The sequence below is a fragment of the Aeromonas veronii bv. veronii genome, assembly GCF_000820225.1.
In the GTDB taxonomy this organism is placed as follows: Bacteria; Pseudomonadota; Gammaproteobacteria; order Enterobacterales; family Aeromonadaceae; genus Aeromonas; species Aeromonas veronii.
Map to the genome: position 1 here is coordinate 44,253 of NZ_CDDK01000025.1, position 20,940 is coordinate 65,192.

Annotated in this window: 21 protein-coding genes; 10 read left to right on the forward strand and 11 right to left on the reverse strand. The window is 59.5% G+C overall.

Translation table 11 applies throughout. The features are described from left to right. The first annotated feature begins 210 nt into the window (after positions 1-210). Positions 211-2,001 carry an AMP-dependent synthetase/ligase gene (locus BN1139_RS10475; protein ID WP_005348998.1) on the forward strand — a complete coding sequence of 597 codons (1,791 nt, stop codon included), beginning with the start codon at positions 211-213 and terminating at the stop codon, positions 1,999-2,001. Between the two features lie 81 nt (positions 2,002-2,082). Here BN1139_RS10475 and gshA read toward each other — a convergent pair whose 3' ends face one another. From gshA to BN1139_RS10495, 4 genes are all read right to left on the reverse strand, one after another. Further along, entirely contained in the window at positions 2,083-3,681 is a 1,599-nt protein-coding gene (gshA, locus tag BN1139_RS10480) for a glutamate--cysteine ligase (RefSeq protein WP_041980434.1), read from the reverse strand. A 61-nt stretch (positions 3,682-3,742) separates the two neighbouring features. Beyond that, positions 3,743-6,556 carry a M16 family metallopeptidase gene (locus BN1139_RS10485; protein ID WP_041980435.1) on the reverse strand — a complete coding sequence of 938 codons (2,814 nt, stop codon included), beginning with the start codon at positions 6,554-6,556 and terminating at the stop codon, positions 3,743-3,745. 27 nt (positions 6,557-6,583) lie between these two features. Next, entirely contained in the window at positions 6,584-7,021 is a 438-nt protein-coding gene (locus BN1139_RS10490) for a YqaA family protein (protein WP_041980436.1), read from the reverse strand. Further along, positions 7,018-7,995, reverse strand: coding sequence for an NADP-dependent oxidoreductase (locus BN1139_RS10495; protein WP_005348988.1), 978 nt, complete (start codon positions 7,993-7,995; stop codon positions 7,018-7,020). Before BN1139_RS10495 ends, BN1139_RS10490 begins: the two co-directional genes overlap by 4 nt. 56 nt (positions 7,996-8,051) lie before the next feature. Here BN1139_RS10495 and BN1139_RS21400 point away from each other — a divergent pair, with 56 nt between their 5' ends. Then, positions 8,052-8,219, forward strand: coding sequence for a hypothetical protein (locus tag BN1139_RS21400; protein ID WP_005348986.1), 168 nt, complete (start codon positions 8,052-8,054; stop codon positions 8,217-8,219). Between the two features lie 54 nt (positions 8,220-8,273). On the opposite strand, the gene BN1139_RS10500 is transcribed toward BN1139_RS21400, so the two are convergent. Next, positions 8,274-9,284, reverse strand: a complete 1,011-nt coding sequence (locus BN1139_RS10500; RefSeq protein ID WP_005348985.1) for a hypothetical protein — start codon at positions 9,282-9,284, stop codon at positions 8,274-8,276. A gap of 255 nt (positions 9,285-9,539) precedes the next feature. On the opposite strand from BN1139_RS10500, the gene BN1139_RS10505 reads away from it, so the two are divergent. Together BN1139_RS10505 and BN1139_RS10510 are read left to right on the forward strand one after the other, a co-directional pair. Further along, positions 9,540-9,836, forward strand: coding sequence for a hypothetical protein (locus tag BN1139_RS10505; protein ID WP_005348982.1), 297 nt, complete (start codon positions 9,540-9,542; stop codon positions 9,834-9,836). 19 nt (positions 9,837-9,855) lie between these two features. After that, positions 9,856-10,206 (forward strand): hypothetical protein, encoded by a 351-nt coding sequence (locus tag BN1139_RS10510; RefSeq protein WP_005348981.1) that lies wholly within the window; start codon positions 9,856-9,858, stop codon positions 10,204-10,206. 49 nt (positions 10,207-10,255) lie between these two features. Here BN1139_RS10510 and BN1139_RS10515 read toward each other — a convergent pair whose 3' ends face one another. From BN1139_RS10515 to rpsF, 4 genes are all read right to left on the reverse strand, one after another. Then, positions 10,256-10,996: a ferredoxin--NADP reductase gene (locus BN1139_RS10515; RefSeq protein WP_005348979.1), complete on the reverse strand. Its 741-nt coding sequence runs from the start codon at positions 10,994-10,996 to the stop codon at positions 10,256-10,258. A gap of 101 nt (positions 10,997-11,097) precedes the next feature. Further along, the gene (rplI, locus tag BN1139_RS10520) at positions 11,098-11,544 is read right to left on the reverse strand and encodes a 50S ribosomal protein L9 (RefSeq protein WP_005340490.1); all 447 of its coding nucleotides are present in this window, start codon (positions 11,542-11,544) and stop codon (positions 11,098-11,100) included. 52 nt (positions 11,545-11,596) lie between these two features. Next, positions 11,597-11,827 carry a 30S ribosomal protein S18 gene (gene rpsR, locus BN1139_RS10525; protein ID WP_005308890.1) on the reverse strand — a complete coding sequence of 77 codons (231 nt, stop codon included), beginning with the start codon at positions 11,825-11,827 and terminating at the stop codon, positions 11,597-11,599. A gap of 30 nt (positions 11,828-11,857) precedes the next feature. Further along, positions 11,858-12,244, reverse strand: a complete 387-nt coding sequence (gene rpsF / locus BN1139_RS10530; RefSeq protein ID WP_005308887.1) for a 30S ribosomal protein S6 — start codon at positions 12,242-12,244, stop codon at positions 11,858-11,860. Between the two features lie 237 nt (positions 12,245-12,481). Between rpsF and BN1139_RS10535 the strand changes: the two genes are divergently transcribed. The 3 genes from BN1139_RS10535 (at position 12,482) to BN1139_RS10545 (ending at position 15,282) form a co-directional block, all read left to right on the forward strand. After that, positions 12,482-13,705: an Nramp family divalent metal transporter gene (locus tag BN1139_RS10535; RefSeq protein WP_005348978.1), complete on the forward strand. Its 1,224-nt coding sequence runs from the start codon at positions 12,482-12,484 to the stop codon at positions 13,703-13,705. 111 nt (positions 13,706-13,816) lie between these two features. Then, positions 13,817-14,674 (forward strand): alanyl-tRNA editing protein, encoded by an 858-nt coding sequence (locus BN1139_RS10540; protein ID WP_005348977.1) that lies wholly within the window; start codon positions 13,817-13,819, stop codon positions 14,672-14,674. A 164-nt stretch (positions 14,675-14,838) separates the two neighbouring features. Then, the gene (locus BN1139_RS10545) at positions 14,839-15,282 is read left to right on the forward strand and encodes a PACE efflux transporter (RefSeq protein WP_005348976.1); all 444 of its coding nucleotides are present in this window, start codon (positions 14,839-14,841) and stop codon (positions 15,280-15,282) included. Between the two features lie 127 nt (positions 15,283-15,409). Here the strand turns inward: BN1139_RS10545 and hupA are convergent, their stop codons facing one another. Further along, positions 15,410-15,682: a nucleoid-associated protein HU-alpha gene (hupA, locus tag BN1139_RS10550; RefSeq protein WP_005340484.1), complete on the reverse strand. Its 273-nt coding sequence runs from the start codon at positions 15,680-15,682 to the stop codon at positions 15,410-15,412. Between the two features lie 337 nt (positions 15,683-16,019). Between hupA and BN1139_RS10555 the strand changes: the two genes are divergently transcribed. Both BN1139_RS10555 and BN1139_RS10560 read left to right on the forward strand, forming a co-directional pair. Next, on the forward strand, positions 16,020-16,502 hold the full coding sequence (locus BN1139_RS10555; RefSeq protein WP_005348975.1) for an Rsd/AlgQ family anti-sigma factor: 483 nt from the start codon (positions 16,020-16,022) through the stop codon (positions 16,500-16,502). A gap of 100 nt (positions 16,503-16,602) precedes the next feature. Then, the gene (locus BN1139_RS10560) at positions 16,603-16,983 is read left to right on the forward strand and encodes a PilZ domain-containing protein (protein ID WP_005340482.1); all 381 of its coding nucleotides are present in this window, start codon (positions 16,603-16,605) and stop codon (positions 16,981-16,983) included. A gap of 81 nt (positions 16,984-17,064) precedes the next feature. On the opposite strand, the gene radA is transcribed toward BN1139_RS10560, so the two are convergent. Then, on the reverse strand, positions 17,065-18,432 hold the full coding sequence (gene radA / locus BN1139_RS10565) for a DNA repair protein RadA (protein WP_005348973.1): 1,368 nt from the start codon (positions 18,430-18,432) through the stop codon (positions 17,065-17,067). A gap of 100 nt (positions 18,433-18,532) precedes the next feature. Here radA and BN1139_RS10570 point away from each other — a divergent pair, with 100 nt between their 5' ends. Then, a complete protein-coding gene (locus BN1139_RS10570) occupies positions 18,533-20,911 on the forward strand; it encodes a PilZ domain-containing protein (protein ID WP_005348971.1) in 2,379 nt (792 codons plus the stop codon). Positions 20,912-20,940 lie beyond the last annotated feature (29 nt).

Sequence of the window (20,940 nt, forward strand, 5' to 3'; positions counted from 1 at the left end):
ACGCCCCTTTCACCCACAGATTCATATCGTTAACCCTCTCTCTGCCTCCTAGCAGTATCGGCCAGTCTGCGCAAAGGGAGAGCTATTTGCGCTCTTTGTGATCCAAGACAAACGGCGAACACTTGTAAGCTGTAATGTTGGAGTTTAAACTCTAGCCCGATTTTTAGTGCCCTCGCGGGCGTACAACTGTAATTAAAGGATGTTTAACTGATGCCGAAGCTTCATCTGGTTCGACTGATGCGTGAACGTATTGCCCAGCTTGGCAACAAGGCTGCCCTGCGGGTTCAGCAAGATGGCCAGTGGCGCGCCATCGGCTGGCGTACTCTGGGCCAGGCCATGGACTACTGCGCACAGGCGCTGATCCGTGCCGGCCACCAGCCAACCGAGATGGTCGGCATCTATGCCCGCAACATGCCGGAGTGGACCCAGGCCGATCTCGGCATCCTGGCCGCCCGCGGTGTCTGCGTCCCTATCTATCCCACCAGCACGCTCGATCAGCTGCGCTACATCGTCAAAGATGCCGGCATCAAGGTGCTGTTCGTTGGCGAACAACCTCAGTTCGATCAGGCGCTGCAACTGATTGAAAGCGGCGAGATCCGCCAGCTCATCGCCCTCGACGGCAGCGTCAACCTGCGCGGCTGCGAGCAGGCGAGCCACTTTCAGGAGTTTCTGGTCTCCGGCAACCATCAGCCCAGTGAGCAGGAGCTGCGCGAGCGGGAAACCCAGTACCGGATGGATGATCTGCTGACCCTGATTTACACCTCCGGCACCACCGGCGAACCCAAGGGGGTCATGCTCGATTTCAGCAACATCGCCGCCTGTTTCGAGATGCACAACTGCCGCCTCGACCTCAATCAGCAGGATGTGTCGCTCTGCATGCTGCCGCTCAGCCACGTGTTCGAGCGGGCATGGAGCTATTACGTGCTCTACTGCGGCGCCGAGAACGTCTACATCCGCGATCCGCAGAAGGTAATGGATGTGATTGGCGAGGTGCAGCCGACCGTGATGTGTGCCGTGCCGCGCCTCTACGAGAAGGCCTATGCCATGATCCAGGCCAAGGTGGCTCAAGCTCCGGCTCTGCGCCGTGCCCTGTTTGGCTGGGCGACCAAGGTTGGCAAGCAGATGGTTGCCACCCGTCAGGCTGGCAAGTCCGCCTCCCCGCTGCTCTACGGCCAGCTCTGGCTCGCCGAGCGGCTGGTGTTTCGCAAGCTGCGCGCCCGCTTTGGCGGCCGCACCCGCTTCCTGCCGGTGGCCGGTGCCCGTCTCGCCGACGATGTGAACCTCTTCTTCCAGGCGATGGGACTCAACCTCAAGTACGGCTACGGCATGACCGAAACCACCGCCACCGTCTGCTGCTACGAAGACAGCCAGTTCAAGCTCGGCTCCATCGGCACGGCACTGAACGGCATCGAGGTGAAGCTGGGTGAGAACAACGAACTGCTGGTGCGCTCCCCCACCGTGATGCGCGGCTACTACAACAAGCCGGACGCGACCGCCGAGGTGATGACCGAGGATGGCTTCCTGCGTACCGGCGATGCCGGTGAGCTCGACAGCCAGGGCAATATCTACTTCACCGAGCGTCTCAAGGAGCTGATGAAGACCTCCAACGGCAAGTACGTGGCACCGCAGCTGGTGGAAGGGACCATCGGCAAGGATCGCTTTATCGAGCAGATCGCCATCGTCGCCGATGCCCGCCACTTCGTCTCTGCGCTGATCGTCCCCTGCTTCGAGTCGCTTGAGGAGTACGCCCGCTCCATCAACCTGCAGTACCAGTGCAAGACCGAGCTGCTGCGCCACTCCCGGGTGATGGAGTTCTTCGAAGCACGCATCGCCGACTTGCAAAAAGAGCTGGCCAAGTTCGAGCAGGTGAAGAAGTTCACACTGCTGCCGAGCGCCTTCTCCATGGAACTGGGTGAGCTGACCCCCACCATGAAGCTGCGCCGCAAGATCATTGAAGCCAAGTACCAGAGCGAAATCGAGGCGATGTATAACCACGTCTGATATCGCTCAGGTTCAGAGGAATAAAAAAGCCGCTCACTCGAGCGGCTTTTTGTTGGCACTTTGGTCGGTACGAACCCGCCTTCAGGCCGTGGTGGCACTGGTACCGAAGTAGTCGGCCAGGAAGTCATCGAACGACAGACTGTCGCTGCGCTCGCGTTCGCGCTGCTTGGCCAGCGAATCCTTCGCCTCACCGGCAAAGTAGGCCTCATCCCAGTACTGCAGCTCCCCTGCCAGCAGCTCCTCGCGATAGCGGGTCGCCAGCTTGTCGCCATAGCAGCCGTTGTCCTTGCCGCTATCCAGCAACTCCCTGAGCATGCGGGCGGAGTAGGTGAGCTCGGGGTCGAGCAGCTTCTCGCGGTGCATCGCCAGCGTCTCGCGATAGCGGTTGCGGCCACAGCAGCGATCCAGCAGATCAGCCACCTGAGCTAGCTCGTCAAACAGTTTGAGACCGTACTCTTTGAGGCCAATGGCATTGCCCTGCTCATCTTCAAGCGTCAGGCCGGGACGACGTCCTTCCAGCACCACCTTGTTCTGGTTGCGGCGGTTGCGGGCAATCTCCTCGTCACTCAGCACCGGAGAGGGACGCAGCAGGCACCAGACCAGGAACAGATCGAAGAAGCGGATTTGATCTGCATCGATACCGAGCGGGGTGAAGGGGTTGACGTCCACGGTACGCAGCTCGATGTATTCGATGCCGCGCTGATCCAGCGCATCCGAGGGCTTCTCGCCGCTGCGCGGGGTACGCTTGGGGCGGATCGGGGCGTAGAGCTCGTTCTCCAGCTGCAACACATTGTCGTTGAGCTGACGATACTCCCCATCCACCTTGACCCCGATCTTGGCAAAGTCGGGATTGTGGGTGTTGATGGCGCGGCGCAGGCTGCTGACATAAGCCGGCAGATTGTCGTGGCTGATCTTGAGCCCAGCCTGGGCGCTGTTGGTGTAACCGAGATCAGAGAGACGCAGCGCGGTGGCGTAAGGCAGATAGAGGGTGCCCTTGCCGGTCTTCTCGAACGGCAGGTTGCTCTTGCGCCCTTTGAGGAAGGATTCGCAGATGGCCGGTGAGGCGCCAAACAGATAGGGCACCAGCCAGCCGAAGCGGTAGACGTTGCGAATAAGCCCCATGTACTTGTCGGAGATAAAGCGCTGGCTGCAGCACCCTTCGCACACCAGATCCTGCCACTCGCTCCAGAAGCTGTCTGGCATGGAGAAGTTGAAGTGCACCCCAGCGATCACCTGCATCAGGCTGCCGTAGCGGTTCTTCAAGCCCTGACGGTAGAGGGTCTTCATCTTGCCGATATTGGAGCTGCCGTACTGGGCCAGCCGGATGCTCTCTTCCCCACCGACGAAGCAGGGCATGGAGAGCGGCCAAATCCGCTCGTCACCCAGATGCTGAATCACATGATGATGGATATCGCCGAGCTGCTCCATCAGGCTGTCGATGGAGTCGGTGGCCGGGGTAATGAACTCCAGCAGGCTCTCCGAGTAGTCGGTGGTGATATTGGGATGGGTCAGGGCCGAGCCCAGCGCCCGGGGATGGTCACTCTGTGCGAGTCGGCCATCCGGCGTGATGCGCAGGCATTCACGTTCGATCCCGCGCCGGATCCCCTTGAGCGCGGTGAGACGCTCCGGTGATCCCAACGCATTCAGCAACTCGGTGAGCGACAAGCTTGTTGTAGTCATATTCACGGCTCATGTGAGGCCGCCCCATCCGGGGCGGCTCTTGATTTTTATAAAGCGTCAGTTACGGCAACTGCAGCGGATAGATGGGAAGATGAAGCTCCTTCAGGGGTTTTTCAAGCTTTTGCTTGTCTCCCACCACCACGATCACCATGTCGGCCGGATTGAGCCAACGGGCCGCACTGGCCTTCAGCGCCTCGGGCGACACCGTTTTGATCAGGTTGTTCTGGGCCTGCACATAGTCCGGTTTCAGGTCATACATCACCATCTGCAGCAGGAAGCCCGCCTTCTGGCCCAAGGTCTCGTAAGAGAGGGCATCCTGTTGGGAGACAGCGCTGCGCATATAGGCCAGCTCCACCGGGGTCGGGCCGCTCTTGCGGTAGTTGTCCATCTCCTTGAGGAACTGGCGGATGGCATCCACAGTCGCATCGGCCCGCACATTGGCGCCGGTGGCGAAGGTGCCCACCTCGCGGTTGGCGGAGAAACCCGAGCTGGCTCCGTAGGTGTAGCCCTTGTCTTCCCGCAGGTTGAGGTTGATGCGGCTGTTGAAGTTGCCACCCAGGTTGAAGTTCATCAGCCCGGCGGTGAAGTAATCCCCCGTGGTATCGAACGGCATGGCGCGACGACCGATGCGGATCACCGACTGGGATGCCCCCGGCTTGTCGACCATATAGATACCCGGCTTGGCCTGCTCACCCTTGAGCTTGAGATCCCCCAGAGTCGGCGTGGCCCCCTTCCACTCGGTCAGGAAGCCAAGTTGCTCCTCGATCTGCTTCTGGCCCACATCACCGACCACCACCACTTTGGCGTTGGTGGGGTTGTAGTAGGCCTGATAGAAGTGCTTCACGTCCGCCAGGGTCAGCTTGGCCACATCGGCCGCAACCCCGTCGGTAGGTTGACCGAGGCGGTTCTGCTTGCCGTAGACCAGCTCGCGGAACGCCTGCCCGGCCAGCCACTCGGGCTGCTGCTGGGCCTGTTGCATCCCTTGCAGCAGCTGCGCCTTGACCCGCTCGAAGTCCGCCTCCCGCATGCCCGGGCGCTCCAGCACCTCGCGCACCAGCGCCAGGGTCTGGGGCAACTTGTCCGCCAGCGAGCTGACGGTGATCAGGTTGTTGTACTGGGCGCTGGAGACATCGATGGAAGATCCCAGCTTTTGCAGCTCGTCGCTCAGCTGAGCCTCGGTCAGGCGCACCGTGCCCTGCCCCATCATGGCGGCGGTCAGATTGGCCAGCCCAAGCTGTCCTTTATCTTCGGCACGAATACCGCCCGGCAGGGCGATCATGATGGAGACCGCGGGGATCTCGTCACTCTTGGTGCCAATAATCTCGATGTTCTTGTCGAGCTTGCCGTGCCAGATGGCGGGCACCTTGACGCTCACCGCCTCGCCCGCCTTGGGCTGCACGCTGCGATCGAAATTGTCTTTTACCGGTCGTTCGGCCAGCGCCTCGTCATGCTTGCTGTAATCCGGCAGCTCGCGCTTGGCGGGGGTAAAGTTCGGGGTGGCAACCTGCCACTCGGTCTTGCCCTTGGGCACCACGCTCAGCACCACCGCCGGCTTGCCGGCGATGAACTTGTCGTAGGCGGCCTTCACCTGCTCCGGTGTCACCTTGCCGATGGCATCCAGCGTCTTGAACACATAGTTGGGATCCTGGGCAAACACCTGACCCATGGCGAGCTGGCTCACCTTGCCGGAGACGCTGTCCAGACCCCAGATGGCGGAGGCGCGGTACTTGGCGATCGCCTTCTCCAGATCTTCCGGCTTGAGGCCGCGCTGGGCGAACTCGCCGATCACCTTGTCCACCTCCCCCTTGAGGGTCTTGAGGCTGCCATCCTGCGACGGATTGGGGTAGGCGTAGACGGTCAGAGTACAGGCCAGCTCTTCGCAGTAGTGGGACGCCCCCACATCGATCGCCTTGCCGGTTTTCACCAGCGACTGGTAGAGCATGGAGCTGGCGGAACCGCCGAGTACGTCGGCAAACATGTCGAGCGCAGGCTCCTGCGGGTCACCAAGGGATACGGTGGGGTAGCTGATATAGAGCAGCGGCAGGTGCACCTTGTCCTGCAGCGTCACGTAACGGGTCTCGGGCAGAGTCACCGGCTTTGGCGTCGGCTCGGCCACGTCCGGGCCGCGCGGGATGGAGCCGAAGTACTTCTCGATCCATTCGAGGGCCTGCTTGCTGTCAAAGTCGCCGCCCAGAGTCAGGGTGGCGTTGTTGGGGCCATACCAGCGCAGGAAGAACTGCTTGAGGTCGTTCACATCGACCCGGTCGAGATCTTCCACGTAACCGATAGGCTGCCAGGAGTAGGGGTGAGTACGTGGATAGAGCGCCTCCCCCACCTTCTCGCTCACCAGCCCGTACGGCTGGTTGTCGACCCGCTGGGCCCGCTCGTTCTTGACGGTGGCGCGCTGGATCTCGAACTTCTTCTGGCTCACCGCATCGAGCAGGAAGCCCATCCGATCCGCCTCCAGCCAGAGCACTTTTTCCAGCTGGTTGGCCGGCACAGTTTCGTAGTAGTTGGTGCGATCCTTGTTGGTGGTGCCGTTCATGTCGCCACCGGCCTCGTTGATGATCCGCATATGCTCCTGATCACCGACGTGTTTCGAGCCCTGGAACATCATGTGCTCGAAGAAGTGGGCGAAACCGGACTTGCCGACCGTCTCGCGGGATGAACCGACGTGATAGGTCACATCGAGGTGCACCAGCGGATCTGAGCGGTCGGGGGCCAGGATCACGGTCAGGCCGTTGTTCAGCTTGTACATCTGGTAGGGGATGGCGAGCTTGCCCTCCTCCTTGCCCTGTTCGGCAATCAGGGTCGGTGCCGCCAGCACCGGCAGGGTGAAGCCCAGCAGAATCGTTAAAGGTATGACTTTGTTCACGGTAACCTCGTGAGTGACAAAAACAGGCTAGAAAATGTGACTGGCCAGCAGAAAAACCAGGGCATAACGGAACAATTTGCCGAGCCCGATCAGAATGAGAGAGTGCCAGAAGGAGAGGCGCAGCCAACCGGCCAACAGACAGAGACCATCACCGACCACCGGCGTCCAGGCAAGCAGCAGACACCAGTGACCATGTTGTTTGAGCCAGCCTAAGGCTTTTTGTTCCCCACGGCCTTGAAAATCTTCCGGTTTTTTCTTGAAGGTGGCGAGCCAGCCGAGCCACCAGGTGGTCATGGAGCCGAGGGTATTGCCCAGCGTCGCCCACAGCAGCAGGCTCGCCATGCTCCACTCCCCCTTGGCCGCCATGGCCCCCAGCAGCACTTCGGAGCTACCGGGCAGCAGAGTGGCTGAGGTGAATGCGCTTAAAAAGAGCCACCCCAGCCCCATCTCCATCATCTCGCTCATCCGGGATAACCGTCGGCCGCAGGCATCCGCAGCAGCAGCTTGCCGCGCACATGGCCCCCTTCGATGGCCTGATGGGCCAGCGCCCCCTCGGCCAGGGGGAATTCACCGGCTAGGGTGACCTTTACCTCCCCCTGACGCAGCAGCATCAACATCTGACCCAGCTGCTTCTGGTCAGGGTGAACCAGCATGCCGACCACCTCGATCCCCGCCGCAGCCCCAGCATCCTTGATCTGCTGGGCAGTTATGGTGGGTACCGTCACCAAGCGGCCACCCGGTTTGACACAGGCCAGCGCCGCCTTGCCACTCTCGCCACCCACCAGATCCAGCACCAGATCGACCTGACCGGCCTCTGCCACCACCCGTGCGGGCCAGTTCGCATCGTGGTAATCCACCATCCAGCGCGCCCCCAGTGCGTGCAGGAAGCCATGGTTGTCGGGGCTGGCGGTAGCCACCACCTCGGCGCCATAGGCGCTGGCAAACTGCACCGCCAGATGGCCGACACCACCGGCACCGGCGAGGATCAATACCCGCTGACCGCTCTGGAGGCCGCCGTGCTCAAGCAGTCCCTGCCAGGCGGTGAGACCGGCCAGTGGCAACGCCGCCCCCTGCTGCAGGCTCACCCCGTCGAGTTTGACCAGCTCGCTCTCGCTTGCCACCACAGACTCCCCGTAGCCACCTGCGGTAAGAGGAAAACCGACCATGCCGCACACCCGATCCCCCTCGACCAGCGAGGTTACGCCGGGGCCCACTTTCTCTACCACGCCGGAGACGTCATAACCCGGCGTCCAGGGCAGCTTGTCCTTGTTCTGGGCCGCCGCCCAACCGAGACCTCCGCGGGTTTTGGCATCGATAGGATTGACCCCCGCAAAGCAGATGCGCACCCGCACTTCGCCATCGGCTGGCACCTTATTGAGGGAAGGGTTGAGCTTGAGTACCGAGGGGTCACCGAATGCGGTAATCTGTAGTTGCGTCATTGCACAATCCATCCTGTTGATTGATCAAGGGTCAACAGAATAACAGCGAGGACACCATGGCTCGAATGTTTCTTATTCCTCTGTTGCTGGCACTGGGGTGGTGGGCGTTTATGCTCTACTTCCGCATCCCGCTCAAACAGGGGGCCAAGGGGTTTTACTGGATCATCGGCATCGGTGGCGGACTGGCCGCCTTCCTCAGCCTGATGATGGTGCTGACTCACTGAGTGCCACAGCCACTCGATAACGAAAAAGGCCACCGAGTTTCGGTGGCCTTCTCACTATCCGGCTTGCTGCTCCAGCGCCGGATTGAGGTAGTAGTGGCGATTGCTCCCCTGCCCCAGCACCCCTTGCGACAGCAGATGGTGGAACACCCGATCCACCTCCTCCAGCGAGAGTGACAGCGCCTGTGCCACCGAGCGCTTGCTGCACTTGAGCTCACCGCTCACCAGCGCACCGCGCACCTGCGCCAGCACTTCGGGGGCGGGCTCGGGGGGCATGATGGGCTCTGGCTGGGCAACCATCGCCAACGCCTCCTGCGCCTCTCTGCGAGCTTGATCCTGCTGCCAGCGCCACATCCGGCGAAAGCGGTTCTCCTCGCCGATCAGGCTGACGAAGAAGGCACCGAACACGTCGAGCAGCACCGAGAGGAAGCAGACCAGCAGGAACTGCACCTGACTGATGCTCATCCCCACCCCGTCCGCCAGACTGCTCATCAGCCCCAGCATGGAGGATTGTTCGTTGACCGGCCTGGCATCGCGCTGCTGGCGCAGCTCATCCTGCTGCAAGCGCAGCTTGGTGTTGGCGTGCTGCAACGAGGAGACGCCGCTGGAGATGCGCTCCAGCTCGATATATTTGCGGGCTGCCTCCTCGTTGAGCTGGATCTGCCGCTCGATGCTGGCGATCTGCTCGTCGAAACGAGCCAATTCCCGTTCGTGGCGCGCCTGCTGGCTCAGTACCGTATTGGTGGCGCTGTTGATGCCGCCGATACTGCCGCCGATGGAGATGGCCGCCAGCACGCTGTAGAACAGCAACGACCAAAAAGCGCCACTCAAATCCCGCCGCGCCTTGCGCTCGCCATACTCGTACCAGACGTAAAACTTGCCCAGTTCGAAGATGATGGCCAAGCCGCCGAACAGCCACTTCATCAGCGGGTTGTCATCGATGGAGAGGAACAGCAGCAGGGAGAAGATAATGGAGGCCAGAATGGCCAACCCGGTGAAACTGTATACCGTCGTCAGAGCAAACCACCCCTTGGGGTAGCGCAATGTGGAGGAGTCCTGTGTGGTCATGATGAAGGGGTGTGCTGTGCAGGAAAAGTTGGCTGCCGATTATAGTCGCCAGACTCGCCCAGAGAAGGGCAAATGACTGAATTCCTTCAGATTGGCAACCAGCTGCCCAGAGTGCGACCAAAACGGACAAATCGGCAGCAGAAAAGCGATACAATCCCTCCCTGACTTGATCATGTAGTGAGATGGGGAACAGTTCCGCCCGGGTTCAGCTCCGGTCTGTACACTCATCCACCGTTGCAATTATCCGAGGCCATCATGAACAGTAAGACCACTTTGCTACTCTCCCTTCTTCTGGTTACCGGCAGCGCCGCAGCGACACAGCAATATCAAGAGAGCAGTGGCTCCGAATTCTCCGTCGATGAGCTTAAATTCAACCTGGACTGGGATGACAAGCAGTTCGGCTGGACCCAGAACGACTGCCTCGACTTGGGGGTCGGCGAAACCGCCCCGGCCGACTGCAGGGCGGTCAAATTCAATCTGGAAGATGAAGAGAACCGCAACCAGCCACCGCAAACCAACCAGCTCCCTGCCAACTCGCAGAGTGGCCAATAACGACAGGAGTCCCCTTGCGATGACCCAAGCCAAACACAACCCCGTTATCCAGCGTGGCGCCCTGCTGCTCTCCCTGCTGATGGCGCATGGCATCGCGGTTGCGGCACCGCCAAGCAAAAATGGCGATAGCATCAAGATCTCCGGTGATGACATCAAGATCAATCTCGACTGGGATGACAAAGAGTACGACTGGTGGCAGGACAACTGCCTGGATCTTGGCATTGGCGACAGCCGGATCAAACTCAACTGCGACAAGATGGATGGCAAGTACCGGGATCACTACAACCGCAGCATCCACAGCGGCAATAACCCCGGGCAAGGTCACGACAAACAGAAAGATAAAAACAAGGGCAACGGCAAGAAGAACTGAACGCCCTCTCCTGATGCAGCAGGGGCTTGATGCCCCTGTGCTGATCGTTTTACCAATAATTCTCCGCACTGATATTGCCCGGCGCCCGCCGCAGATTCTTGGCCAACCCCAGCGCCAGCAAGGTCTGCTGGGTCTCTTTCACCATCTCCGGATTGCCGCAGATCAGCACCTGACTCAGCTCGGGTGAGAACTCCAACCCTACCCGCTGCTGCAACTGGCCGCTGGCAATCGCTGCCGGGATCCGCCCTGCCATTGCATCGGGCCAGGGCTCGCGGCTGACAAAGGGGACATAGCGGAAACGCGCGCCATATTGCTCGGCAAAGCTGGCGATCAAATCCTGATAGCTCAGCTCTTCGCCTTTGCGCACCCCGTGCACCAGCACCAGATTCTCGAAACGGTTGAAGGCTTCCCCATCGGCCAGCATGGAGAGGAAGGGGCCGATGGCAGTACCGGTCGAAAGCAGCCAGAGGTCGCGCCCAGCGGGCACCTCATCCAGCGTCAGAAAGCCGGTGGCCTGGGATTGCACCAGCAATGTATCGCCCGCTTGCAGCGAGCCGAGGGACGGAGTCAGCTCACCGCTCGGGATCTCGACCAGATAGAACTCGTGGTATGGCGCAGAGGGGGGATTGACGAAGGAGTAGGCGCGCTGAATGCGGCGATCGCCCTGCTCGAGGGCCAGCTTGGTGAATTGGCCTGCCTTGTAGGGAGCCAGCTCGGCCGCTACCCGCAGGGAGAACAGAGTGGGTGTCCATTCGATGCGTTCGATGACGCGACCTTCTACCCAAGCCATAGGGATCTCCTCCAGTGGAACAGAGCTTCACTCTACCCCCGGGCCGGAAAATAAAAAACCCGCGCAAAAGCGCGGGTTTTCTCTGCAAAAGCGAATCGCTATTACAGGGCAACAACCTGGATCTGTACGGTTGCTTTAACGTCAGCGTGCAGCTGAACAGCAACTTCGTAGTCACCGGTGTTACGCAGAACGTTGCCCATGCGGACTTCGCTCTTGGCAACGGCTACGCCGGCAGCAGTGATGGCTTCAGCCACGTCACGGGTACCGATGGAACCGAACAGCTTGCCTTCGTCGCCAGACTTGGAAGCGATAACCACGGTAGCCAGTTCGGCCAGCTTGGCAGCACGCTCTTCAGCAGCAGCTTTGTTGGCAGCCAGTTTGGCTTCCAGCTCAGCGCGACGAGCACCGAAAGCTTCGATGTTGGCCTTGGTGGCCATAACAGCTTTGCCTTGCGGGATCAGGTAGTTACGGGCATAACCAGATTTCACGGAAACTTGGTCACCCAGACCGCCCAGTTTGGCGATTTTGTCGAGCAGGATAACTTGCATTACCTTTCCTCTATAAATTTCGTTGAGTTAGGCTTAAGTGCCGGGCCGATTCTTACTTGTTGTGCAGATCGGTGTACGGCAGCAGAGCCAGGTAACGAGCACGCTTGATGGCGCGTGCCAGCTGACGCTGATACTTGGCGCGGGTACCGGTGATACGGCTCGGTACGATCTTGCCAGATTCAGTGATGTAGTTTTTCAGAGTAACGATATCTTTGTAGTCGATCTCGGTAACGTTCTCGGCGGTGAAGCGGCAGAACTTACGACGACGGAAATAACGTGCCATGGCCTTTATCCTCTAGTCAGTGATCCAGAATTACTCTTCGGAAGCAGCTTCAGTAGCTTCTTCGCGGCGCTCGTCGTCACGACGGGTGAAGCGCTCTTCTTTGGCCTTGGCCATCGGAGAAACTTCAGTCACGGCGTGCTTGGTGCGCATGATCATGTTGCGGATAACGGCATCGTTGAAGCGGAAGTTGGTTTCCAGCTCATCGATAACGGCTTGCTCTGCTTCTACGTTCATCAGAACGTAGTGGGCTTTGTGCAGTTTGTCGATCGGGTAAGCCAGCTGACGACGGCCCCAATCTTCCAGGCGATGAATGGTACCACCGGAGGTGGTGATGGCGCCGGTGTAACGCTCGATCATGCCGGGAACTTGCTCGCTCTGGTCCGGATGAACCATGAAGACGATTTCGTAATGACGCATTTTAGCTCCTTACGGATTAATTCAGCCTCCGCCCAGGTGCAGCCAGACCTCGGAGGCAAGGAACATAAAGGTGTTTAGTCGCTGCTTTTCTAGGGCGGCGTATTGTACGAAATCACATCCCTCACTGCAACTGACTGCCTTAAATGTTTTTCCCGATGGAAATCATCAGAAACAACAATTGATAATGATTATCACTTAGATCTATTCTCTCTCTATATCCTTATGGAGGGTGATGCCATGCAACCCGCACTGACGACTACGATTCCAGCCCGCAAATTCAAACTGACCCTGCTCGGGCCTGCCTTTATCGCTGCCATCGGCTATATCGACCCGGGCAACTTCGCCACCAATATTCAGGCGGGCTCTACCTTTGGCTACCAACTGCTCTGGGTGGTGGTATGGGCCAATCTGATGGCCATGCTGGTGCAGACCCTCTCGGCCAAACTTGGTATCGTCACCGGCAAGAATCTGGCGGAGCACATCCGCGACCGACTGCCAAAACCGGCGGTCTGGGCCTACTGGGTGCAGGCAGAGATCATCGCCATGGCCACCGATCTCGCCGAATTTATCGGCGCCGCAGTCGGCTTCAAGCTGCTGCTTGGCGTGACCTTGCTTGAAGGAGCCTGTATCACCGCCGTAGTGACCTGGGGGATCCTGATGTTGCAATCCCGTGGTCAGAAACCGCTGGAGTTCGTGGTCGGTGGCCTGTTGCTGTTCGTCGCGGCGGCCTATATCGTCGAGCTGATCTTCTCCCGCCCCCATCTGCCCAGCCTGCTGGAGGGCGCCCTCTTCCCCGGTCTGCCCAATAGCGATGCCGTCTATCTGGCCGCCGGTGTGCTCGGTGCCACAGTGATGCCCCACGTTATCTATCTGCACTCGGCACTGACCCAGCACACACAGGATCAGGGCTCGGTCAGCCAGCGGCTGCACACCACCCGGATCGATGTGGCGATTGCCATGACCATCGCCGGCTTCGTCAATCTGGCGATGATGGCGATGGCGGCAGCCGCGTTCCACAGCTCGGGCCACCAGCAGGTAGCGGAGCTGGAATCCGCCTACCAGACCCTCACTCCACTGCTGGGTCAGGCGGCAGCCACCCTGTTTGGCCTCTCGCTGGTCGCCTCCGGTATCAGCTCTACCGTGGTGGGCACCCTGGCCGGGCAAGTGGTGATGCAGGGCTTTGTCCGCTTTACCATCCCGCTCTGGCTGCGTCGCGCCATCACCATGGCTCCCGCCTTCGTGGTAATCGCCATGGGGCTCAACACCACCGAAATTCTGGTGTTGAGTCAGGTGATCCTGAGCTTTGGCATCGCGCTGGCCCTGATCCCGCTGTTGATGCTGACCGGCGATCGGGCACTGATGGGGCAACATCGCAACCATCCGGTCACACAAGCCATCGGCCGCCTTATCGTTGCGCTGGTGATCGGGCTCAACGCCTATCTGCTGGTCGCCATGATCTAGCGAACCGTAAAACCGAGAAGAGGGGCTCATTAACTCTGGTTAATGAGCCTCTTCGCACTTTGGCGTATGCTGCCGCTTTCTTTTCTCATTTATCGTTGCGGGAGCCTTGCCATGGAACATACCCGAGTCAGCTTCGTGCTGGGCCATCATCAGGAGCAGGCCAGCGTGGTCTGCTGCCAGCGTGGCGACACCACACTGCTGGTCACCGACCTCACCCCCTTTCATCCCCAGAGCCACCTCTGGCCCGATCAGCCGGGGGACGTGGGCCATGCTCGCTGGGAAGGGGGCGAAGCCGCCATTGGCCCTTGCCGGATGGGGGCTATCAGCCCGGATGGCGAGCTATTTGTCGATACTGCGATTCCGGTAAAACGGGGAGCTGAAGGGTGGCGTTTCGTGGTGGTGCATCCGCTGACCGGAGACCACACGCTAGCCGTTGGCAGCCAGGTCGAATTGCAAGTAGATAGGGCTGCCCGCCACGCCCTGAGTCTGGGCCATAGCGGCTGCCATCTGGCGGCGCTCGCTCTCAACCGGGCTCTCATCCCCTACTGGCGCAAGGAGGTAAGCGAGCGTGATGCACTGGGCCAGCCCGACTTCGACCGCCTGGCTATTCAAAGCTCTCGGGTCGAGCCTTGTGGATCGCGGGAGCAGTACCGCATCGGCAAGAGCCTGCGCAAGAAAGGGGTCAACAGCGAGGCGCTGCTACCAGATTTGGCGCTGATTGAAGAGAAGGTCAACCAGCAGCTGGCCGACTGGATCGCAGCCGGAGGCGAGATCCGCCGTAGCCGCGCTGGCGAGGCGATCATCGATTCCCGTTACTGGCACTGCACGCTGGAAGGCCAGGAGGTGACCATTCCCTGTGGTGGCACCCATGTCGCCTCGCTCGCCGAGTTGGGAGAGGTCAAGGTAGAGCTCACTCAAGTGGAAGAGGGCTTTGCAATGCTGACCCGGGTCACGCCAACCGGCGCCTGAGTCGCAGACTTGACCACTCAGGGCTAACGCCCAAGTTGGCAATAGAGAAGTATCGCAAATGAGGGGGCATCATCGTGCCCCTCAACGTCAGTCATGACGGGCCGATGCTTCTCTTTTAACCACTCCCTGATTAGAATGCGCCTCCCACAGGAGGCACATCACCCATGAGTAGTACCCAACTACGCACCACCCCGGATCGACTTCGTTATCTGGTTCTCTACGAAGGCATCGGGCTGGCACTGGTCGCACCGCTGATCAGCCAGCTGTTCGGTCAGGGCGTCGCCGAGGTCGGTTCGCTGGCCATCTTCTTCTCCATCGTCGCCACCGCCTGGACCTATGGCTGGAACCTGTTGTTTGACAAGGGGTTACTCAAACTTTGCGGGCGCACCACCAAGCGACCACTGGACCGCTTCCTGCACGCGTTTGGCTATGAGGCGAGCTTTATGATGCTCTCCCTCCCCTGCGTCATGTTCTGGCTCGATTTGGGAGTGTGGGACGCCCTGATGCTGGATCTCGGCTTCGTCGCCTTCTACCTCGTCTACATCATGGTCTTTACCTGGGCCTATGAGCGGATCTGGCCGCTGCCATCCAACCCGCAGACGGCATAAGGCCTCAGCCGCAACGAGGCTGACAGAAGGAAAAATCAGGAAGGACTAATAGAAAGGATGGGAGAATCCCATAAAAACAATGCCAGTCAGCAAGCTGACTGGCATTGGACAAAACAGACTTTCGGACTTACTTGACAGCGTCTTTCAGAGCCTTGCCAGCCACAAATGAAGGCACGTTGGCAGCAGCAATCTGGATCTCTTTACCAGTTTGCGGGTTACGACCGGTGCGGCCTGCGCGGTGGGTGACCTTGAAGGTGCCAAAACCGACCAGTTGCACAGCATCGCCTTCTTTCAAGCTCTGGGTAATACCATTGATGATCTCTTCCAGAGCCACTTTGGCCTGAGCTTTGCTCAGATCTGCTTTGGCGGCAATCGCATCGACAAGTTGAGCTTTGTTCATAACATTTCCTTTATGATCGGGCATTTAGCGCTGGGTCACTCTATGCAAAAAAAAACTCACAGGCAAAGCCTTTATCGAGCCGAACGCGTCAAACGCTGGGGTTTTCATCAAGATCTGCGGAAATAGTCACATTCCACACGCGAAAAACCGTGAGCAGGCCTGAAACCTGCTAGCACGCAGACACGATCCGCTGACTATTTCTTCGCCACTTAACATTATCCCCCCATGGCTATTGACGCTTGCCCAGATTTTCCCTAGTTATAGGTTGTGTCACTGCTCAAACGGCTCGGAATACCGAACAATCGGCCAGCCTTTGCCCCACGGAGGGATAGGGATTATGTTGACGAAACTGGAACAGACCAAGCAGGCGCTGGCAGGCAAGCATAAGGCTATCGACGACTGGCTGGATGCAAGGCAAGCGCTGCTGGTCGGATACATGCAGCTGGCAGGCCTCACTCCGGCGCGGACCAAGCAACGCAGCCTGCCCAAAACAGAAGAGCTGCATCAGTTTTGCGACCGCTTGGTCGACTATGTCAGTGCAGGCCATTTCGAGATCTACCACCACGTCGTCACCGCCTTCGAGCAAGCCAGCGGCGAAACACTGGAGCTGGCCAAGCGCATCTATCCCCATATTCGTAACAGCACTGAATTCGCCCTCGAGTTCAACGACAAATACAGTGATGCCGACGAGGCCCAATTGCTGCTACTGGATGATGATCTCAACGAGTTGGGCCCAGTTCTGGAAGAGCGGTTCAAACAGGAAGACCGCCTGGTCAAGGCGCTTCATGTGGTGGAATCCTTGAGTACCCAGCAAGCCTGAATGCCATTTTCGGAGCAAGTTCAAGATACTGGCAACCAGGGTGGATTACACTCAGAGCAATGACCCTAGCGTCCACACTTATTGCATACAGGAGATGAGCATGTCTGAGCGCCGCCGTTTTGCACGGATCCTCTACTTGACCATGGCAGAACTCACCCAGGGGGAACAGAAGTGGCAGACCCAGCTTGTCGACGTCTCCTTGCAGGGAGCCCTGCTGATCCGCCCCGACGACTGGGAGAGTCGTGACAACAAGGAGTACCAGCTCAGCTTTATCCTGAGCGGTAGCGATATCGAGATCAAAATGCAGGTCGAGCTGACCCACGAAGCCAGCAAGAAGCTGGGTTTCTACTGCCACCACATCGATATCGACAGTGCCACCCACCTCAAGCGGATGATCGAGCTTAACGTCGGCGACGAAGAGCTGCTCCACCGCGAGCTGGAACAACTGCTGAGCGAGCATCTGGAACACAGCCAGCCCTAATGGCAGGTGCCAGCCCATAAAAAAGAGCGCCGAGGCGCTCTTTTTTCGTTGTGCGGTTGTCTCGATTGCAATGCTGAGGGATTACAGCGCCTCGAGTGCCTCAGACAGCTTCTTGACCGGCACCACTTCCATCCCTTCGATGGGATGCTTGGGGGCATTGGCGTGCGGCACGATGGCACGACGAAAACCGTGTTTGGCCGCCTCCTGCAACCGCTCCTGACCGGACGGCACAGGGCGAATTTCACCGGAAAGGCCCACTTCGCCGAACACCACCAGATCCTTGGGCAGCGCCTGATCCCGGAAGCTGGAGACCATCGCCAGCAGCAGCGCCAGATCCGCGCTGGTCTCCTCGACCTTGACCCCGCCGACCACGTTGATGAAGACATCCTGATCCGCCATCTGCAGCCCGCCGTGACGGTGCAGCACCGCCAGCAACATGGCGAGCCGGTTGTGATCCATCCCCACCGCTACCCTGCGCGGGTTGGAGAGCTGGGAGTAATCCACCAGCGCCTGCAACTCCACCAGCAGCGGCCGAGTGCCCTCCCAGATCACCATGACGATGGAACCGGGCGCCTGCTCCTGCCCCCGGCTGAGGAAGATAGCGGAGGGGTTGCTCACCTCGCGCATCCCCTGTTCGGTCATGGCAAAGACCCCCAGCTCGTTGACCGCACCGAAGCGGTTCTTGTGAGAGCGCAGGGTACGAAAACGGGAGTCATGACCGCCATCTAGCAGCACAGAGCAGTCGATGCAGTGCTCCAGCACCTTGGGACCCGCCAGACTGCCATCCTTGGTCACATGGCCCACCATAAAGATGGCTACATGATTCTGCTTGGCGTAGCGGGTCAACAGCGCTGCCGCTTCGCGCACCTGTGAGACAGAACCGGGGGACGATTGCACATCCGCCACATGCATCACCTGAATGGAGTCGATCACCATGATCTGCGGCTGCTCCTGCTGGGCAATCAGGCAGATCTGCTCGACGCTGGTCTCGGAAAGCATCCGCAGCTTGTCGGTGGGCAGCCCAAGGCGGTTGGCCCGCATCGCGACTTGCTGGAGCGACTCCTCGCCGGTGACATAGAGGGTTTTCATCCGCTCTGCGAGACCACACATGGTCTGCAGCAGCAGGGTCGACTTGCCCGCCCCCGGGTTGCCGCCGATCAGAATGGCCGAGCCTGGCACCACACCGCCACCAAGCACCCGATCCAGCTCCTTGAAACCTGAGGTAAAACGGGGAATTTCGGTGGTGGCGATCTCTGCCAGTGTCTGTACCTGACTGCCGACCGCGCCGGCATAACCGGAGTAACGGGCACTCTTGCCAGCGGGGCTCACCGAACCGAGGCGCACCTCGGTAATGGTATTCCACTCTTTGCACTCGCTGCATTGACCTTGCCAGCGTGTGAAGTCGGCACCACATTCGGAACAAACATAAGCAGTTTTATTTTTGGCCATTGATAACTCGGGGACAGGATGAATTCCTGCTTGATATACTTGTTTGCGACCGACAGATCAAACCCAGAATCGGAAAAGTGACTTTCCGTGGCAGGAACAAATGGATTCAGAACACCAGCAACATCTGATTGAACAACTCGTCCCCTTGCTGCGGGAGAAAGATTTCGAGGAGATCTTCAACCGCATGACTCAGGAGGAAAACAGCAACAGCCGTTTTCTGATCAAGATGGAGCTCAAGCGCAAGTGCTCTCCCTGCCGCAGGGTCATCGACATGCGCGATGAGCTGGAGGATGAGTGCTTGGTGCATGAGTTCGACGGCATCACCCACTTCATGCCCGCCGAGGCGATCGGCCTGTTTCAGTCCCAATGCTATCTCTACCGCGATATCTATACCCTCGGTGTCTACGAGGCGCTGCAACAGTGGCAAAAACAGCACCACAACGCCCGCGTGGATGGTCAGCTGTCGCCCCCGGCCAGCCCCTTCCGGCAATATGATGTCAACACCATTGCCTTTGCCAGCTACTACGGCCGCCGTCAGGAGCGGATGCACTTCAGCTCGCCGGTGCTGATCAAGTTTCAGGATGGTGAGAAGCTGTTCGCCAAGAGTTCCGATCTCTCGCTGGGTGGCATGCGGGTCTCGGTTCCCTATCTGCCAAACTATCACACCGGCGCCCAGGTGGAGGTCTTCTTTACCGGACTGGAGCGGGACACCCCTAATCCGGTGCTGCACCAGCCGGTCGGCTATCAGATCCTTGGCGAAGAGAGCAAAGAGGGGAAATACTGGCTGCGGCTGGTGCGCTCCGGCGAACAGCCAGCCTTTGATTCCTTCCTCAGCGACTTTATCGATGCCAACAAGATCCGCTATCGAGTCAGTGTCGACTATCTGCTCTCCGCCGCCATCATCAAGGGGTATGAGCAGTTCTATCTGCCACGGATGACCGGCATGCCGCTCTTCTTCGGCACTGGCGACAGCCCCAATCTCGAGATTGCCCTGCGTACGGAAAACAACCAGCACCTGCTGGAGTATTGGCGCGATGAGAAAAACCGCGATGCCCTCGCGGGGCTTTTCAGCGCAGAGCGGATGAAACGGCTCTGCCCGGCCCCCGGCACCACCACCGAGACCATCATCTACTGCTTTACCCACACGGTGCGCAGCCACATCTACTTCTTCTCCGCCACCGCCGAGGAGCTGCGCCAGAGTGGCCTCACCGCCCTCTTCTTCCAGGTAGGCTCACGCCGCCCCAGCTGGCGAGTCTACAAGTTCACGCTGGAGGCGTGCGATCTGGTCGAAGCGGATGTGGGGCAATTGCAGGGGCAGGACAACCCGCAGTTGCAAGATATCCTGCTGCTCGAGCGACTCAAACAGATCGGCTACTGCGGTCTGCTGCAGGAGATCGGCCTGGAGTCCCAGCGGGAAGAGTTCCATCAGGAAGGGGTCAGCAACAACGCCAACGAGCTGCAACGCTTTGGTCACGAACAGGGGGTTGCCCCGTTCGAGATCGAGACCCTGCACTATGTTCAGCTACGCAAGGAGTCGCGCTACATCCACAAGACCGCGGTCGCCATCCATCACAACGGCAAATCCTGGATCGGCTGGACCCGCGACATCTCGACTCACGGCCTGCAAATCGAGCTGGAAGATGCCTTTATCGGCGAGAAGAACGATGTGGTGACCATCGCCCTGCCCCGCTTGCAGGAGCTCTCCAAGAGCATGGATCTGCAGCGCCTCTCTTACCGGCTGGTCAGCCTCAACATGACCCGCACCGTGCTGCACCTCTGCATCGAAGGGGATTCGGATCGCCATACCGGCCGCCAGTTCTTCAGCCTGCTGATCGAGAGCAACCAGAACAAGCTCAAGGCGGCGCAGGAGCAGCGCCGCTATCGCGGGCTGGCGCGGGCCCTGCGCAACATCTATACCCACCACTTGTTCAACTCGCCGGTCTACGTCAACAAGCTGAAAGGCGCGCCCAAACCGGCCTCCATCGGCAAATCCCTACAACCACGCAGTCTGCAGCGGCTGCTGCAAGCCTGTGCCGAGCTGCCGGAGCAGGAGAACCTCTACCCGCTGTTTCAGGGGGAGCTGCTCAAGGAGCTGCTGATGAACCCGCTGCGTGCCATCGAGCGGGAGGACAAACCGAGAGAAGATGAGGTCTATATCGCCAGCATCCAGACCAAGGCCGGCCTGCCCATCTTCAGCAGCCGGCTGGCCAGCAGCTTTGCCAATGTCAAAGAGAAGCGTCAGTTCATCGAGCTGGCGCAGCAACAGGGGGAGTTCTACTCGGTGCTGGTCGGCATCTCCCGTACCGGACGGCCCGACACCAACTTCATCGCCAACGAGTTGGACTACATCGCCAAGTTCGCCATCCACAAGGCGCGCAAGCTGGAAGAGGAGCTCTGGAGCGTGGTGGGGGTAGGAGAACTGACCGATACCACCCAGGCCACCCTGTTCCGCTTTGGCATCACGCCGCCACTGAACTGATGACCCGGAAACAGACAGAAATGAAACAG

Excerpts from the sequence above, each read along its gene's own strand:
- BN1139_RS10475 (WP_005348998.1), top strand. The coding sequence starts at position 211 with ATGCCGAAGCTTCATCTGGTTCGACTGATGCGTGAACGTATTGCCCAG.
- gshA (WP_041980434.1), bottom strand. The coding sequence starts at position 3,681 with ATGACTACAACAAGCTTGTCGCTCACCGAGTTGCTGAATGCGTTGGGA.
- BN1139_RS10490 (WP_041980436.1), bottom strand. The coding sequence starts at position 7,021 with ATGAGCGAGATGATGGAGATGGGGCTGGGGTGGCTCTTTTTAAGCGCA.
- BN1139_RS10495 (WP_005348988.1), bottom strand. The coding sequence starts at position 7,995 with ATGACGCAACTACAGATTACCGCATTCGGTGACCCCTCGGTACTCAAG.
- BN1139_RS21400 (WP_005348986.1), top strand. The coding sequence starts at position 8,052 with ATGGCTCGAATGTTTCTTATTCCTCTGTTGCTGGCACTGGGGTGGTGG.
- BN1139_RS10500 (WP_005348985.1), bottom strand. The coding sequence starts at position 9,284 with ATGACCACACAGGACTCCTCCACATTGCGCTACCCCAAGGGGTGGTTT.
- BN1139_RS10505 (WP_005348982.1), top strand. The coding sequence starts at position 9,540 with ATGAACAGTAAGACCACTTTGCTACTCTCCCTTCTTCTGGTTACCGGC.
- BN1139_RS10510 (WP_005348981.1), top strand. The coding sequence starts at position 9,856 with ATGACCCAAGCCAAACACAACCCCGTTATCCAGCGTGGCGCCCTGCTG.
- BN1139_RS10515 (WP_005348979.1), bottom strand. The coding sequence starts at position 10,996 with ATGGCTTGGGTAGAAGGTCGCGTCATCGAACGCATCGAATGGACACCC.
- rplI (WP_005340490.1), bottom strand. The coding sequence starts at position 11,544 with ATGCAAGTTATCCTGCTCGACAAAATCGCCAAACTGGGCGGTCTGGGT.
- rpsR (WP_005308890.1), bottom strand. The coding sequence starts at position 11,827 with ATGGCACGTTATTTCCGTCGTCGTAAGTTCTGCCGCTTCACCGCCGAG.
- rpsF (WP_005308887.1), bottom strand. The coding sequence starts at position 12,244 with ATGCGTCATTACGAAATCGTCTTCATGGTTCATCCGGACCAGAGCGAG.
- BN1139_RS10535 (WP_005348978.1), top strand. The coding sequence starts at position 12,482 with ATGCAACCCGCACTGACGACTACGATTCCAGCCCGCAAATTCAAACTG.
- BN1139_RS10540 (WP_005348977.1), top strand. The coding sequence starts at position 13,817 with ATGGAACATACCCGAGTCAGCTTCGTGCTGGGCCATCATCAGGAGCAG.
- BN1139_RS10545 (WP_005348976.1), top strand. The coding sequence starts at position 14,839 with ATGAGTAGTACCCAACTACGCACCACCCCGGATCGACTTCGTTATCTG.
- hupA (WP_005340484.1), bottom strand. The coding sequence starts at position 15,682 with ATGAACAAAGCTCAACTTGTCGATGCGATTGCCGCCAAAGCAGATCTG.
- BN1139_RS10555 (WP_005348975.1), top strand. The coding sequence starts at position 16,020 with ATGTTGACGAAACTGGAACAGACCAAGCAGGCGCTGGCAGGCAAGCAT.
- BN1139_RS10560 (WP_005340482.1), top strand. The coding sequence starts at position 16,603 with ATGTCTGAGCGCCGCCGTTTTGCACGGATCCTCTACTTGACCATGGCA.
- radA (WP_005348973.1), bottom strand. The coding sequence starts at position 18,432 with ATGGCCAAAAATAAAACTGCTTATGTTTGTTCCGAATGTGGTGCCGAC.
- BN1139_RS10570 (WP_005348971.1), top strand. The coding sequence starts at position 18,533 with ATGGATTCAGAACACCAGCAACATCTGATTGAACAACTCGTCCCCTTG.